14 protein-coding genes and 1 tRNA gene are annotated in these 14,525 nt (G+C 60.6%); 10 read left to right on the top strand and 5 right to left on the bottom strand.

Annotation, left to right across the window (positions count from 1 at the left end; all coding sequences use genetic code 11):
• Together ACW8PS_RS11950 and ACW8PS_RS11945 are read left to right on the top strand one after the other, a co-directional pair.
• Positions 1–907 (top strand): M24 family metallopeptidase (locus tag ACW8PS_RS11950; protein WP_491527669.1); only part of this gene is annotated, 907 nt, incomplete at its 5' end.
• Positions 904–1,641: a maleate cis-trans isomerase family protein gene (locus ACW8PS_RS11945; RefSeq protein ID WP_491527668.1), complete on the top strand. Its 738-nt coding sequence runs from the start codon at positions 904–906 to the stop codon at positions 1,639–1,641. The genes ACW8PS_RS11950 and ACW8PS_RS11945, both read left to right, overlap by 4 nt.
• A gap of 215 nt (positions 1,642–1,856) precedes the next feature.
• Here ACW8PS_RS11945 and ACW8PS_RS11940 read toward each other — a convergent pair whose 3' ends face one another.
• The gene (locus ACW8PS_RS11940) at positions 1,857–2,729 is read right to left on the bottom strand and encodes a MurR/RpiR family transcriptional regulator (RefSeq protein ID WP_491527667.1); all 873 of its coding nucleotides are present in this window, start codon (positions 2,727–2,729) and stop codon (positions 1,857–1,859) included.
• A gap of 119 nt (positions 2,730–2,848) precedes the next feature.
• Here ACW8PS_RS11940 and ACW8PS_RS11935 point away from each other — a divergent pair, with 119 nt between their 5' ends.
• Genes ACW8PS_RS11935 through ACW8PS_RS11900 form a run of 8 tightly spaced genes read left to right on the top strand, consistent with a single transcriptional unit; the run spans position 2,849 to position 10,831 of the window.
• The gene (locus tag ACW8PS_RS11935) at positions 2,849–3,628 is read left to right on the top strand and encodes an N-formylglutamate amidohydrolase (RefSeq protein ID WP_491527666.1); all 780 of its coding nucleotides are present in this window, start codon (positions 2,849–2,851) and stop codon (positions 3,626–3,628) included.
• Entirely contained in the window at positions 3,616–4,185 is a 570-nt protein-coding gene (locus ACW8PS_RS11930) for a TRAP transporter small permease subunit (RefSeq protein WP_491527665.1), read from the top strand. Before ACW8PS_RS11935 ends, ACW8PS_RS11930 begins: the two co-directional genes overlap by 13 nt.
• A complete protein-coding gene (locus tag ACW8PS_RS11925) occupies positions 4,185–5,513 on the top strand; it encodes a TRAP transporter large permease (protein ID WP_491527664.1) in 1,329 nt (442 codons plus the stop codon). The genes ACW8PS_RS11930 and ACW8PS_RS11925 overlap by 1 nt, the downstream gene beginning before the upstream one ends.
• A gap of 46 nt (positions 5,514–5,559) precedes the next feature.
• Entirely contained in the window at positions 5,560–6,594 is a 1,035-nt protein-coding gene (locus tag ACW8PS_RS11920) for a TRAP transporter substrate-binding protein (protein WP_491527663.1), read from the top strand.
• Positions 6,595–6,654: 60 nt separating this feature from the next.
• Positions 6,655–8,019 (top strand): glutamine synthetase family protein, encoded by a 1,365-nt coding sequence (locus ACW8PS_RS11915; protein WP_491527662.1) that lies wholly within the window; start codon positions 6,655–6,657, stop codon positions 8,017–8,019.
• 6 nt (positions 8,020–8,025) lie between these two features.
• Positions 8,026–9,399, top strand: a complete 1,374-nt coding sequence (locus ACW8PS_RS11910; protein WP_491527661.1) for an aldehyde dehydrogenase family protein — start codon at positions 8,026–8,028, stop codon at positions 9,397–9,399.
• Positions 9,400–9,403: 4 nt separating this feature from the next.
• Positions 9,404–10,549 carry an iron-containing alcohol dehydrogenase gene (locus ACW8PS_RS11905; RefSeq protein WP_491527660.1) on the top strand — a complete coding sequence of 382 codons (1,146 nt, stop codon included), beginning with the start codon at positions 9,404–9,406 and terminating at the stop codon, positions 10,547–10,549.
• 18 nt (positions 10,550–10,567) lie between these two features.
• Positions 10,568–10,831 (top strand): hypothetical protein, encoded by a 264-nt coding sequence (locus ACW8PS_RS11900; RefSeq protein ID WP_491527659.1) that lies wholly within the window; start codon positions 10,568–10,570, stop codon positions 10,829–10,831.
• On the opposite strand, the gene ACW8PS_RS11895 is transcribed toward ACW8PS_RS11900, so the two are convergent.
• The 4 genes from ACW8PS_RS11895 to ACW8PS_RS11880 all read right to left on the bottom strand — a co-directional run bounded on the left by ACW8PS_RS11895 (position 10,794) and on the right by ACW8PS_RS11880 (position 14,482).
• Positions 10,794–10,870: transfer RNA gene (locus ACW8PS_RS11895), tRNA-Arg, on the bottom strand. The genes ACW8PS_RS11900 and ACW8PS_RS11895 overlap by 38 nt on opposite strands.
• Before the next feature lie 69 nt (positions 10,871–10,939).
• Positions 10,940–12,337 carry a sensor histidine kinase gene (locus tag ACW8PS_RS11890; RefSeq protein ID WP_491527657.1) on the bottom strand — a complete coding sequence of 466 codons (1,398 nt, stop codon included), beginning with the start codon at positions 12,335–12,337 and terminating at the stop codon, positions 10,940–10,942.
• A gap of 30 nt (positions 12,338–12,367) precedes the next feature.
• On the bottom strand, positions 12,368–13,780 hold the full coding sequence (locus tag ACW8PS_RS11885; protein WP_491527655.1) for a dihydrolipoyl dehydrogenase family protein: 1,413 nt from the start codon (positions 13,778–13,780) through the stop codon (positions 12,368–12,370).
• A gap of 3 nt (positions 13,781–13,783) precedes the next feature.
• A complete protein-coding gene (locus tag ACW8PS_RS11880; protein WP_491527653.1) occupies positions 13,784–14,482 on the bottom strand; it encodes a TVP38/TMEM64 family protein in 699 nt (232 codons plus the stop codon).
• Between the last annotated feature and the right edge of the window lie 43 nt (positions 14,483–14,525).

Genomic DNA, 14,525 nt, shown 5'->3' with positions numbered 1-14,525 from the left:
CCGCACCTGGCAGGCCCCCGATTACAGCGATGATGGCATCGGGTTGCTGGCGGATGCCTTGACCGAAATTGCGGGAACTGACGGTTTGATCGGCCTGCCGGATCAGATGGAAAGCCATGTCCGAATGCCGCTGGCCGATTTTTACCGGTTGCAGGCGTTGATGGGCGGGGCGCGTCTGACCGGCGACGCAACCATCATGCGCCACCTGCGGCTGGTGAAATCCCAGGCCGAAATCGACAAGATCGGCACCGCCTGCACCATCGCAGAGCGCGCCTTTGCCCGCGTGCCTGAGATTGCCGCACCGGGCGTGCCTTTGTCGCAGGTCTTTCGCCGCTTTCAGATGCTCTGCCTTGAGGAAGGGGCCGATCATGTGCCCTATCTGGCCGGTGCGGCGGGGCAAGGCGGCTATGGCGATGTGATCTCACCGGCCGGGGATACGCCCCTGTCCGCGGGCGATGTGCTGATGCTGGATACCGGCCTGGTCCATGACGGGTATTTCTGCGATTTCGACCGCAATTTCAGCCTTGGCCCTGCCAGCGCCGCGCTGCAGAGCGCGCATTCCAAGCTGATGGAGGCCACCGCCGCCGCGTTCGACATCGCGCGGCCCGGCATCACGGCGGCCGATCTGTTTCACGCCATGAATGGCATCGTGAACCCCGGCGGGGCGGCGTCCGAGGCCGGGCGTCTGGGGCACGGGCTTGGCATGCAACTGACGGAATGGCCGTCGCTGCTGCCGGGTGATCTGACCGAACTGACCCCCGGCATGGTGTTGACGCTGGAACCGGGGATCGCGCTGTCGCAGGGCCGGATATTGGTGCATGAAGAAAACATCGTGATCCGGCAAGACGGCGCAGAATACCTGTCGGATCATCACCCCGGCCCGATCCGAGAGGTGGCCCTGCAATGACCACCCATGGCTATGACCTGACCGACAGGCGCCCGCCGCAACTGGGTCTGATCGCTCTGCAAAGCGACGAAAGCATCGAGGCTGATTTTCGCCGCATGTTGCCTGAGGGGCTGGAGCTGATGGTCTCTCGGGTGGCGTCTGATCCGGAGATCAGCGCCGCATCGCTGCAAAGGATGGAGGCGCATTTGACCCGCGCGGCGGCGCTGTTTCCCACCGGCGCGCGGATGTCGGCGGTGGGGTATGGCTGCACTTCCGGCACGGCGCAGATCGGGCAGGCCCGCATTGCCACGCTGATCCGCGCCGGTGTCGCCACACCCGAGGTCACCGAACCCGTCAGCGCGCTGATTGCGGCCTGCGCGCATCTGGGCATCCGGCGGCTGGCGATGCTCAGCCCCTATGTCGAAGAGGTTTCCTCCCGGCTGCGCGAGGTGCTGATCGGGGCAGGCATCGCAAGCGCCGGTTTTGGCAGTTTCAACGAGCCCGAAGAAGCCAAGGTTGTCCGCATCGCACCGCGATCGATTATCAACGCCGGATGCACCGTGGCGAAGCTGGAAGATTGCGACGCGCTGTTTCTGTCCTGCACCAATCTCAGAACGCTGGATGTGATCGACAAGATGGAGGCGCGGTTGGGGATGCCGGTGCTGTCCAGCAATCAGGTGCTGGCATGGCATCTGTGCGCTCTGGCCGGCAACCAAAATGCCCCTTTCGCGCCGGGGCGGCTTTGGCAGAGCTGAGATATCGGATACAGGCGGGGGGCAGCAAGGCACGGATCGAACGACCCGGGGCGGCCGCGATGCTGACCAGTTAGAGCGCGACGCGCCATAAAGCGTTGGAACCCTTGTTTTCGGGCAGCGTCAGGGGATTCCGGTTTTCCGAGACCTGAAACAGGTATCCGGCCTCAGATCGGCACGGCTGCCCGTGACCGGATCGGGGCATTCATCTTGCGCGCTCAAGTGAACTTTCGAAACAGTTTCGTTTGGTCGAACATATCTTCCAGCGCTTCCATGCGGTCCCTGCTATTGCCCCAAGTCAGGTTCTGGACGGTCGAGATCATGGTTTCCAGCAACAATAGCGGTGTGACGGCGGAATCCCACGCAGACGGCACCACGATCCGGCTGCTGAAGCTGACATCGGCCAACTGATGCACGGGCGAACGCCATTGATCCGTGAACAGGATGATTTTTGCGCCTTTGGCATGCGCCATCTTTGCCAGCTTCAGAGTATTATTCTCATACCGGCGCATGTCGAAGATGATGAATACATCGCCCTTCTGAACATCCAGAAGATAGTGCGGCCACGCGTTGGAGGTGGATTCGATATGGGTGATCCTGGGGCGCAGGACCTGCATGTGGAGAAACAGATATTCCGCCAGCGTATGCGTTAACCGCCCCCCCACGATATAGAGGTGACGGCTTGCGTCAGCGGTCAACGCGCAGGCTGCATCAAAATCCTTGGGGTCGATCTGGCCAAGCGTGTTGCGGATGTTGTCAATCACCGCATCGGTAAGACGGTTCAGCATATGTTCGGACGGCGCACCCTCGGCCCAGGTGTCATGCTTGGCAATCGGATTCTTCGCCTTGGCTTTCAGTTCCTCTCGAAGCTCGGTCTGAAATTCCGGATAGCCGCTGAAACCCAGTTTCTGGACCATTCGGGCGACCGTGGGCACGGACACGCCCGCATCTTTGGCCAGCGCGCTGAGCGGCCCCAACCCCGACGCCGGGTAGTTCTCGAGAATCGAATGCGCCAGCTGACGCTCTGCCCTGGTCAGATCATCAAGCTGATTCTGGATGCGATCCGAGATGGTTAGCGTGTCTTTGGCCATGGGGATCGATCCTTATTTGATCGAAAAAATAACAGAAACGATTCTCTTGATAAATCATTGTCAGAAATTCGTTGACAAGCAACCGCGACTGACAGCACGGTTAGGGGATTGGAGGGCCGATGTCGCACGTTCACATCGAAGCAGTAGAAGATCACGGATTGGCAATCAATGCCGCCGGCAGCTCTTCCATTGTGCTGGTATGTGAACATGCGTCTCACCATATCCCGGCCCGCTTCGACAATCTGGGCCTGTCCAAGGCCGACCGCACCAGCCATGCCGCCTGGGATCCCGGAGCATTGGCGGTGGCCGAGAAGATGGCGCATCTCCTGGATGCACCCCTGATCGCCGCCCGCGTGTCGCGGTTGGTTTATGACTGCAACCGCCCCCCCAACGCCAGCGATGCGGTGCCCGCCCGCAGCGAGATCATTGATGTTCCAGGCAATCGAGACCTGAGCGCGAGTGATCGCGCGGTCCGGGTCGATGGATATTACCGTCCGTTCAGCGACGCGTTGCAGACTGTCATCGGTCGGATCACAAATCCTGCTATCGTGACCATTCACAGCTTTACACCCACCTATTTCGGCAAGGCGAGATCCGTGGAGATCGGCATCTTGCACGACAGCGATGCGCGCCTTGCGGATGCGATGTTGCAGGTGGCCGCGGCCCATACCTCTGCCAGGGTTGCCCGTAATGAGCCCTATGGTCCGGATGACGGTGTGACCCACACGCTGAAGGAACATGCCATCAAAGCGGGCCACCTGAACGTCATGATCGAGGTTCGAAACGATCTGATCACCACGCCCGAACAGCAGGAAAACATGGCGGCCACGATCTCGAACTGGCTGGTGGATGCTTTCGCGCAACTCCACCTGGCGGAAAATATCCAATGTCGGGTCTGATGCACGGATATATCCGCGCCGTGGACGCGGTGAACTACCGCATTGGGCGCGTAATGATGTACGGAATTTTCGTATTGATGGCGATCCTGCTTTGGTCCTCGTTCAGCAAGGCCTTCTTTGTGCCGACCCTTTGGACCCTCGAAATGGCGCAGTTCGTCATGGTGACCTATTACATTCTAGGCGGGCCCTATTCGATTCAACTGGGGTCCAATGTCCGCATGGACTTGCTTTACGGGGAATGGTCTTTGCGCAAGAAGGCGTGGTTTGATCTGTTCACGGTCATGTTCCTGATCTTCTACCTCAGCGTGTTGTTTTACGGGGCGGTGGCGTCCACGGCCTATTCTCTTGGCTATTGGGGCCGGGAGCCGTTTTCCTTCTTTGCGGGGCTGGTGACGGGCGCGGAAGAGGTCGGGCGTCTGGAAATCTCCTCCTCTCCGTGGCGGCCCTATATGTGGCCGATCAAGGCGATGATGGTATTGGGCATGTTCCTGATGCTCCTGCAAAGCATATCAGAACTGTTCAAAGACGTTCTGCGGATCAAGGGCGAAGATATCTGATGTCATATGAGATGATCGCCATGCTGATGTTTTCGTCGATGATGCTGATGCTGCTGACCGGGCAGCGGGTTTTCGGCGCGATTGGCTTTGTCGCCGTGGTTGCAGCGTTGCTCTTGTGGGGCGACAGGGGCGGCTTTGACATCGCATTTTCGGCCTCTATGGGGTTGATGAACTGGTATCCTCTGCTGACCCTGCCGATGTTCATATTCATGGGCTACATTCTGTCGGAAAGCAAAATCGCCGACGATTTATACAAGATGTTCCATGTCTGGATGGGCGGGCTGCGGGGCGGTCTGGCGGTCGGGACCATCGGCTTGATGGTGCTGATCTCGGCCATGAACGGATTGAGCGTTGCCGGCATGGCGATCGGGTCGACCATCGCGCTGCCGGAGCTGCTCAAGCGCGGCTATGACAAACGCATGGTGACGGGCGTCATTCAGGCCGGGTCGAGCCTTGGTATCCTGGTGCCGCCATCCGTTGTCTTGGTCCTTTACGCGATGATCGCGCGCCAACCCGTCAGCCAGCTTTGGGTGGCCGGCATCCTGCCCGGCCTGATGATGGCCTCGCTATTCGTGATTTATATTGTCGTGCGCTGCCGGATCAATCCAAGCCTCGGTCCGGTGCTGGATGCAGCATCTCGGGACATCCCGCGAGAAGAAAAATACCGCCTCCTGCTGGCGGGCCTTCTGCCGGTCATCATTTTCGCCTCGATGATGGTGCCGTTCCTGAAAGGCTGGACCTCGCTGGTCGAAAGCTCGGCCATCGGCGCGCTGGCCGCCTTTTCCGCCGCAATCTTCAAGGGCCGAATGACCCGTGTGGTTTTTGAGAACTCGGTTCGCAACACCCTTGCCATCACCTGCATGTTCATGTGGATCATCCTGGCCGCGCTTGCCTTTGGTGCCGTGTTCGACGGTCTGGGGGCCGTGAACGCCATCGAGGGGGTGTTTACCGAACGCCTCAACCTCAGCCCGTGGATGATCCTTATTTTGATGCAACTCAGCTTTGTCATCATGGGGACGTTCCTGGATGACACGGCAATGCTGGTGATCGTGGCCCCGCTTTACGTTCCGCTGGTCGGTGAGCTTGGATTTGACCTGATATGGTATGGAATCCTTTATACTATCACGACGCAGATCGCCTATATGACGCCGCCATTCGGGTATAACCTGTTCCTGATGCGGGCGATGGCCCCGCCCGAGATCTCGCTGCGCGATATCTACGCCTCGATAACGCCCTTCGTGCTGATCATGATCGTCGCTTTGACCCTCGTGATGGTATTCCCGGGTATCGCCCTTTGGCTCCCCGGAGTTGTTTTGAACCAACCATAGAAGAACCGCTGCTCAAGTGGTCGCACCCCAACCAAGGAGAGAAAACATGACTTCAAGACGTAAATTCATCCAAGCGGCTGCAGCGGCTCCCGCCGCCGCCGCATTGGCGACGCCGGCATTGGCGCAAGGCACAATCCGCTGGCGAATGCAGACTTATGCCGGCGCAGCACTTGCCGCCGAGGTCATTGACCCGGCCATCGCGATGTTCAACCAGATCGCAGGCGACCGCATGCAGATCGAGCTGTTCTATGCCGATCAGCTTGTCCCCACCGGAGAGCTGTTCCAGGCCATGCAGCGCGGCACGATCGACGCTGTGCAATCGGACGATGATTCGATGGCCTCGCCCACCGAAGTCACCGTCTTTGGCGGCTATTTTCCCTTCGGCTCGCGCTACTCGCTCGATGTGCCGGTGCTGTTCAACCAATATGGGCTGAATGAAATCTGGGATGAGCAGTATTCGGCCGTTGGTGTGAAACACATCTCTGCCGGGGCCTGGGACCCTTGCCACTTTGCCACGCGCGATCCGATCCGCAGCCTCGGGGATCTTGAAGGCAAGCGCATCTTCACCTTCCCGACGGCCGGTCGTTTCCTGACCCGGTTTGGCGTCGTTCCGGTGAACCTGCCTTGGGAAGACATCGAGGTTGCGATGCAAACCGGCGAGCTTGACGGCATCGCATGGTCCGGCATCACCGAGGATTACACCGTCGGTTGGGCCGATGTGACCAACTATTTCCTCACCAACAACATCTCGGGCGCATGGGCGGGATCGTTCTTTGCCAATATGGATCGTTGGAACGAATTGCCGGATGACCTGCAAACTCTGTTCCGCGTGTGCACCGACCAGTCGCATTACTACCGCCAGTGGTGGTATTGGGGTGGCGAGGCCAACCTGCGCGTCAATGGCGACAAGCTGGAACTTACCACGATTCCGGATGAAGAATGGGCAACGGTCGAGGCCGCCGCTCAGGAATTCTGGGAGGAGATCGCCGCCGAGTCCGAGGTCAAGCGTCGTGTGGTCGATATCTTCCGGCGATACAACGCCGACATGGTTCTGGCCGGGCGCCCCTACCGCTACGGCTAAAGCATCACTATTGGGGGCGGCCATCGGCGGCCCCCAATCCCCATAGGAAAGTAGAATACCATGCCCGGAACCTGGACCTTCGAGGACCTGACAGCCCGCGTTGCGGACGGATCTGTTGATACGGTCCTCGTTTGCTTTGTGGATATGCAGGGCCGCCTGATGGGCAAACGGTTTCACGGTGTGAATTTCGTAGAGACCTCGTTTGAAGAAACCCATTGCTGCAATTACCTGCTCGCCACCGACCTGGAAATGGCCACGCCCGATGGCTACGCCTCGACCAGTTGGCAGACGGGCTATGGCGATTATGTGATGAAGCCCGATCTGACGACCATTCGCCCGGTGCCCTGGCTTGACGGCACGGCGATGGTGCTGTGCGATATCCTCGACCACCAAAACCACCAACCGGTGCCGCATTCGCCCCGCGCCATCCTGAAGCGGCAGATCGCCCGTCTGGAGGCGCTCGGGTTCGAGGCCAAAATGGCCACCGAGCTGGAATTTTTCCTGTTCGAGCAAAGCTTTGACAGCCTGCGCAAGGACGGTTACCGCAACCTGGACCCGATCAGCGGCTATAATGAGGATTACCATATCTTCCAGACCACCAAGGAAGAGGGTGTGATGCGACCGATCCGCAACCACCTGTTTGCGGCCGGTCTGCCGATTGAAAACTCCAAGGGCGAGGCCGAGGCCGGCCAGGAAGAGCTGAACATCCGCTACGCCCCGGCGCTCGATTGCGCCGATCACCATTCCATCGCCAAACACGCGATCAAGGAAATCGCCTGGCAGAATGGCCGGGCGGCGAGCTTCCTGCCCAAATGGCACAAGGATCGCGTCGGATCGTCCAGCCATGTGCATCAGTCGCTTTGGAAAGACGGCGAGGCGGCGTTCTTCGACAAGACCGCCAAACACGGCATGTCCAGGCTCATGGCGCACTACATGGCCGGGCTGATCAGATACGCGCCCGACTACACCTATTTCCTGGCCCCCTACATCAATAGCTACAAGCGCTTTGCCAAAGGCACCTTTGCGCCGACCAAGACCGTCTGGTCTGTCGACAACCGGACCGCAGGCTTCCGTCTGTGTGGTGAGAATACCAAAGGCGTCCGGGTGGAATGTCGCATTGGCGGCTCGGACCTGAACCCCTATCTGGCGCAGGCCGCGATGCTGGCGGCGGGCATCAAGGGGATCGAGGATCAGATGGAATTGCCGCCCGCCACCACGGGCGATGTCTATGAGGACGCCAAGGCCGCCGACATCCCGCAAACCCTGCGCGCGGCAACCAAAACCCTGCGCGAATCGGCGTTCCTGCGCGAGGCCCTGGGCGACGACGTGGTAGATCACTACACCCGCGCGGCCGAATGGGAACAAGAAGAGTTTGACCGCACCGTGACCGATTGGGAAATCGCGCGCGGCTTTGAAAGGGCCTGATACCCCATGCAGATCCAATGCATCTCGCCGATTGACGGCTCCGTCTACGCGACCCGGCAGAGTTTGACCCTATCCGAGGCGGAGCTTTTGGCCCAACGCGCCAGGGCTGCGCAGGTCAAATGGGCCGCGCGCCCCTTGGATGAACGCGTCGCGCTGGTGCAGGCCGGTGTTGCAGCCATTGGTGCGATGAATGATGAGATCGTGCCGGAGCTTGCCTGGCAGATGGGCAGACCCGTCCGCTATGGCGGCGAGTTCGGCGGCTTCAATGAACGCGCCTCCTATATGGCCGAGATCGCGGCAGACGCCCTGGCCCCGATCGTGGTTGAAGACAGCGATGCCTTCCGCCGTGTCATCAAGCGGGTGCCGCACGGTCTTGTCCTGGTGGTGGCCCCCTGGAACTATCCCTATATGACCGCCATCAACACCGTCGCGCCGGCGCTGATCGCGGGCAATGCGGTGCTGTTGAAACATGCCTCCCAGACCCCATTGGTCGGCGAGCGGATGGCGCAGGCCTTTCATTCCGCAGGCATCCCCAAGGATGTGTTCCAGAATGTTTTCCTCGATCACCAGACAACATCGGATCTGATCGCGGCCCGGACATTTGGCTTCGTGAACTTCACCGGCTCCGTCGGTGGCGGGCGCGCGATGGAGGCCGCGGCGGCGGGCACCTTCACCGGTATCGGGCTTGAGCTTGGCGGCAAGGATCCGGGCTATGTGATGGAGGATGCGAACCTGGACGCGGCGGTGGAAACGCTGATTGACGGGGCGATGTTCAATTCCGGCCAATGCTGCTGCGGGATTGAACGGATCTATGTCCATGAAAGCCTGTTTGACGGTTTCGTGGAAAAATCGGTAGCCATCGTGAACGGCTACAAGCTTGGCAATCCGCTGGACCCCGACACGACCCTGGGCCCCATGGCCCATGTCCGGTTTGCCGACGCGGTGCGTGCTCAGACCGCCGAGGCGATCGCCGCCGGTGCCAAGGCGCATATCGACCCGGCGCGATTCCCCGAAGATGGCGGGGCCTATCTTATGCCGCAGATCCTGACCAATGTGACGCATGACATGCGCGTCATGCGTGAAGAAAGCTTTGGCCCGGTGGTGGGCATCATGGCCGTCGCCTCGGATGCCGAGGCCATTGCCCTGATGAATGACAGCGATTTCGGGCTGACCGCGTCGCTCTGGACCCAAGACGCCGCGCGGGCCGAAATGATTGCCGATCAGATCGAGACCGGGACGGTTTTCATGAATCGCGCCGATTACCTCGATCCTGGCCTGTGCTGGACCGGCTGCAAAGACACCGGACGTGGTGGAGGGCTGTCTGTGATCGGGTATCACAACCTCACGCGTCCAAAATCCTACCATCTCAAGAAGGCATAAGAGCATGAGCCTCACAGCAAACTGGTCCTACCCGACATCGATCCGGTTCGGTTCGGGCCGGATCTCTGAAATCGCCGACGCCTGCGCGAATGCGGGCATCAAAAAGCCGCTGCTTGTTACCGATCGCGGGCTGGCGGGCATGGAAATCACCACCAAAACGCTCGATCTTCTGGACGCGGCGGGCCTGGGCCGCGCGATCTTTGCCGAAGTCGACCCGAACCCGAATGAGAAGAACGCCGAAGCCGGTGTGAAGGCCTTCAAGGAGGGCGGCCATGACGGTGTGATCGCCTTTGGCGGCGGCTCGGGTCTTGATCTGGGCAAGCTGGTGGCATTTTTGGCGGGCCAGACCCGGCCCTTGTGGGATTTTGAGGATGTCGATGATTGGTGGACCCGCGCCGACGCCGATGCCATCGCGCCGATCGTGGCTGTGCCAACCACGGCGGGCACAGGATCCGAGGTCGGGCGCGCCTCGGTCATCACCAATTCGGTGACTGAAGAAAAGAAGATCATCTTCCACCCGAAAATCCTGCCCACCGTGGTGATCTGCGACCCTGAATTGACCGTGGGCATGCCAAAAACCATCACCGCAGGCACCGGCTTTGATGCCTTTGCGCATTGTGTCGAGGCGTTCTGCTCGCCGCATTATCACCCGATGTCCCAGGGGATCGCGCTGGAAGGGATGCGGCTGGTCAAGGAATATCTGCCCCGCGCCTATGCCGACGGGACCGATATCGCCGCCCGCGCCCATATGATGGCTGCAGCCGCCATGGGGGCCACGGCGTTCCAAAAAGGTCTTGGCGCGATCCACGCCCTGTCACACCCCATTGGCGCGATCTATCACACCCATCACGGCACCACGAACGCGGTTTGCATGCCCGCCGTTCTGCAATTCAACAAACCGGCAGTGAAGAAGAAGCTGACCCAGGCCGCCAATTATCTTGGCCTGCAAAACGGCTTTGACGGTTTCTGCGCCTATGTCGATGATCTGAACGCATTGCTTGGCATCCCAAAGACCCTGTCGGAACTTGGTGTCACGAACCCCGATATCGACCGGATCGTCGCCGACGCGCTGGCCGATCCCAGCACGGGCGGCAATCCGGTGAAGATGACGAAGGACAACACCACCAAACTGCTATTGGCCTGCCTCTGACATTGGCCAAGACGCGCAATGGCCAGCTTCGCAAGGACGTTTGAACTGACCTTCGCCGGGTGTTCGGCAGGCTCCGAACCGGCCGTCCGCTTCGAGGCAACCCAGGCGATCAGCCTGCTGAAAACTGAGTTTCTGCAACCTGGCGGGCCGATTTTTCGGGACCGCTTCATCAGCCACTCAACACACAGCCGAAAGCCAGGGGAAATGTTGGGGAAGACGTCAGACCATGCGCTGAAAGCAGAAATGGCGGACTGGGGAGGATTCGAACCCCCGACCCCTTGATTCGTAGTCAAGTGCTCTATCCAACTGAGCTACCAATCCGCACTGGAGTGGGGCGGATGTATCGCCACCTGCGGGGCATTGCAAGAGTCAAATCACACCAATTCGACTTCACAGCGCAGGGTCCAGACCGGATTCCGGCAGGCAGATGCGAAAGCAGGTTCCCTGCGGCCCGGTTTCGTGCAATTCCAGCGTTCCGCCATGGCCGCGGATCAGTTCAGCGGCGATGGCCAGCCCCAATCCGGTGCCGCCTTTGCGCGCGCCGCCCTGAAATGGCGTAAAGAGGTGATCGAGCGCCTTTTTCGGCAACCCGGGACCGGTATCGCAGACCGTGATCCACCAGCCGGTCTCGTCGTCGCCCGCAGCGATCGTGATGGTGCCGGGCTGGCCGGTGGCAATGATGGCCTGCCGTGCATTGCGCATCAGATTACTCAAGACGCGATACAGCTGTTCGGGGTCGCAGCGCGCGATCAGGCCTGCGGGCACATCGGTGACCACCGTCACCGCCTCCTCGCCGGTCGCCAGTCGTTCGTGGTCGACCACATCCTCGATCAGCGCGGCAAGGTCGATGCGGGTCAAGGCCGGCGGCGGCTCCTCGGCACGTCCGAAGGCCAGCGTGCCTTCGCACAGGTTCACGGCGCGTGACAGCGAAGAGATGAGCTTGGGCGCAGAGCGTTGAACGGCCGGATCATCGGAGGCTTCCATCCGGTCGGCCAACAGCGTCGCCACGGTCAGAATATTGCGCAGGTCGTGACTGATCTTGGCCACCGCCTCGCCCAGTTGCGCCAACCGTTCACGCTGTTTCAGGGAGGCCGCCAATTGCGTTTGCAGGCTTTGCAGCGTGACCTCGGCATCGCGCAGTTCGGTCACGCGAGAAGACGGCGAAATGATCCGGCGGACATCGTCGGGGGCCTCCGCATAAGCCCGCATCGAGGCCACAACCCCTTTGATCGGCATCACGATCAACCGTTGAACGGCGAAAAACAGCAAGGACGCCGTGAAGATCGAGATCACCGCAGACAAAATCAGGATGTTCAGCCCGTAATCCAGCATCGCTTCGCGCAAGGGGCGGGTGGGCAGCGTGACCTCGATCAACAGCCCCGCCTGACGCACCGGGTTGCCCATGACCCGGATCACCTGATCCTCAGGCTCCCATAGCCGGGCCAGGGCATCCGTCATCAGGGTCCAGGCCCCCGGATCGCGCAGATCGTAAAAACCGGAAACCGGCGGGATCCGCTCCACCGTCAGAATCAGCTGGCTCACCTCATCGCGGCGCAGCACAACGTTCAGAACGCCCGCATTTTCCAGCAACTCATCTTCCAGCGCTTCATCCAGCATCATGGCATCATCGGCCAGCAGCGCCAATGAGGCGATCTGGGCCCGTTCCAGACGCGCCAGCAGGTAATCCTCGCGAAAGCGCGCGATGGACGGCACGAAGATCAACACTTCGGCCAGCATCACGAAAACGATCGTCAGCATCAGGAACCGACCTGAAAGCGAGTTCAACACCTGGCTCTGCCCTCCCCTTGATTGCCGGTGCTAGAACCGTTGCACCATTCTGACGATCCGCTTTACCCAGGCACTGTCAAACAGCTTGGGCGTGAAATAGGCCCCGGCGGCGCGTTTATTGACCTCTCCCAATGTGGGATAGGGGGCCACCATGGCCGCAATCGCGCTCATTTTCAAATGGTTGGCAATGGCCAGCGCCCAGATCTGGATCAGCTCGCCCGCCTGCGCCCCCACGATCGAGGCCCCGACAGGGCGGCCCTTGACCACCATGACCTTGACCAGCCCGGTTGTCTGGCCGGTGGCGATGGCCCGGTCATTGCCGGAATATTCGGCGCGCACAACCCGCAGCCTGGCCCCATGCTTTTCGCGGGCCTCGGCCTCTGTCAGGCCCACCTGCGCCATTTCAGGGTCGGTATAGGTGGCCCATGGGATATGGTCGCTACGCGCCTTTGACGGCAGGCCAAGCAGGATCGACCGGATGATGATGCCCGCATGATAGCCCGCGACATGGGTAAATTGCAGCCCGCCCGCCGCATCGCCAATGGCATAAACGCGCCGGTTGGTCGGCGACCGCAGCGAGGCATCCAGTTTGACACCGCCGCCCGCGCTTTCGACACCGGCGCGGAACAGGTCAAGATCGCCGATATTGGCGGCCCGGCCGACAGCAACCAACAGATGCGTTCCGGCATAGCTCTGGCCGCCCTGCGTGTGCACGGTGATGTCGCCAGCACTACCGGTTATTTCCGAGGCCATGGCCCCTTCGACAATCTCAATGCCTTCGCCGCGCAGCCGCTCCAGCGCGATGGCGGCAATCTCGGGGTCATCCTTGCCAAGCGCCTTCAGGCCTTCCAGAACGGTCACCCGGGCACCAAGCCTGCGATGCGCCTGCGCCATTTCCATGCCGATGGGGCCACCGCCGATGATGATCAGATGGTCGGGGCGCTGGCGCAGGTCGAATATGGTTTCATTGGTCAGATAGGGAACCTCCGCCAGCCCCGGTATCGGCGGCACGACCGGGCGCGACCCGGTGGCAATGACAAAGCGGCGCGCGGTGATCGTGATGTCGCCCGCCTGCACCTTGTCATGGCCAACAAAACGGCCAAATTCGCGGATCACCTGCACGCCCAGTTTCTCGAACCGTTCCTGGCTGTCATGCGGCTCAATGGTGGCGATAACCTGGGCCACATGATCCTTGGCGGCGGCGAAATCGGCTGTCACCGGCCCGGCGCTGATGCCAAAACCTGCCTCACCCATCGCATGCGCCTTATGCGCCGCGGCCAGCAGCGCCTTGGATGGGATGCAGCCATAATTCAGGCAGTCACCACCCATCTTGTGGCCTTCCAGCAGAACCACCCTGGCCCCCATCTGCGCGGCCCCCGCCGCAACGGACAAGCCGCCGCTGCCGGCACCGATCACGCAGATATCCGTCTTGATCTCAGCCATGTATCACAGCCCCCTTTTGCCGCGCACGACCTTGATGACAATGGGCAACAACGCCAGCGCGCAAAGCCCGAGGATCGGCCCCAGAACCACCGGGTCGAATATGATCGACAGGTTCGGCACCTCACCCATGGCAAAGACCTCTCCCAGACCGGCCCCGACCCACGTATAGACAACAGATCCCGGCATGATCCCGAAAAACGTCGTGAAGGCATAGCGCCCGAGGCCGACACCGACCAGGGCCGGCAAAAGATTGGCCACAAAGAACGGCACCACCGGAACAAGGCGGATGAGAAAGAGCATCGAAAGCTCGTTTTCCGTGATGCCCTGCTTGATGCGTTTGACCATGCCCGATGAGGCATCCATGCGCGCCGACAGGGATACGCCCAGCCCCCATTTCGCGGCCAGGAAAATCACGATTGCACCCAAAGTGGCCGATCCGATGACAAAAATGGCACCGGGAAACAATCCGAACAGGAACCCGCCCGCCAGTGTGGCAATCGTCGCCCCGGGCAGCGAAAAGGCCACGATCAGCACGTAGATGGCAATATAGGCCACGACCATCACCGGGAAATTGGCATCCCTGAATGCCAGCAATGCCTCACGGTTGTCGCGCAGCGCCTCGAAGCTCAGGAAATCAGACAGGAAATACCAACCGGCAAATGCGCCCGCGGCGATCAAGAGCAGAGGCAGATATCGGGTCATCGGATTTCCTGTCCGGGATGGGGCATCTTGCATCCTTGTGGCA

This window comes from Alterinioella sp. (genome assembly GCF_058343375.1).
This window is presented reverse-complemented; position numbering and strand designations above follow the sequence as displayed.

Excerpts from the sequence above, each read along its gene's own strand:
- ACW8PS_RS11900 (WP_491527659.1), top strand. The coding sequence starts at position 10,568 with ATGGCCAGCTTCGCAAGGACGTTTGAACTGACCTTCGCCGGGTGTTCG.
- ACW8PS_RS11940 (WP_491527667.1), bottom strand. The coding sequence starts at position 2,729 with ATGGCCAAAGACACGCTAACCATCTCGGATCGCATCCAGAATCAGCTT.
- ACW8PS_RS11935 (WP_491527666.1), top strand. The coding sequence starts at position 2,849 with ATGTCGCACGTTCACATCGAAGCAGTAGAAGATCACGGATTGGCAATC.
- ACW8PS_RS11905 (WP_491527660.1), top strand. The coding sequence starts at position 9,404 with ATGAGCCTCACAGCAAACTGGTCCTACCCGACATCGATCCGGTTCGGT.
- ACW8PS_RS11915 (WP_491527662.1), top strand. The coding sequence starts at position 6,655 with ATGCCCGGAACCTGGACCTTCGAGGACCTGACAGCCCGCGTTGCGGAC.
- ACW8PS_RS11925 (WP_491527664.1), top strand. The coding sequence starts at position 4,185 with ATGTCATATGAGATGATCGCCATGCTGATGTTTTCGTCGATGATGCTG.
- ACW8PS_RS11880 (WP_491527653.1), bottom strand. The coding sequence starts at position 14,482 with ATGACCCGATATCTGCCTCTGCTCTTGATCGCCGCGGGCGCATTTGCC.
- ACW8PS_RS11910 (WP_491527661.1), top strand. The coding sequence starts at position 8,026 with ATGCAGATCCAATGCATCTCGCCGATTGACGGCTCCGTCTACGCGACC.
- ACW8PS_RS11885 (WP_491527655.1), bottom strand. The coding sequence starts at position 13,780 with ATGGCTGAGATCAAGACGGATATCTGCGTGATCGGTGCCGGCAGCGGC.
- ACW8PS_RS11930 (WP_491527665.1), top strand. The coding sequence starts at position 3,616 with ATGTCGGGTCTGATGCACGGATATATCCGCGCCGTGGACGCGGTGAAC.
- ACW8PS_RS11945 (WP_491527668.1), top strand. The coding sequence starts at position 904 with ATGACCACCCATGGCTATGACCTGACCGACAGGCGCCCGCCGCAACTG.
- ACW8PS_RS11920 (WP_491527663.1), top strand. The coding sequence starts at position 5,560 with ATGACTTCAAGACGTAAATTCATCCAAGCGGCTGCAGCGGCTCCCGCC.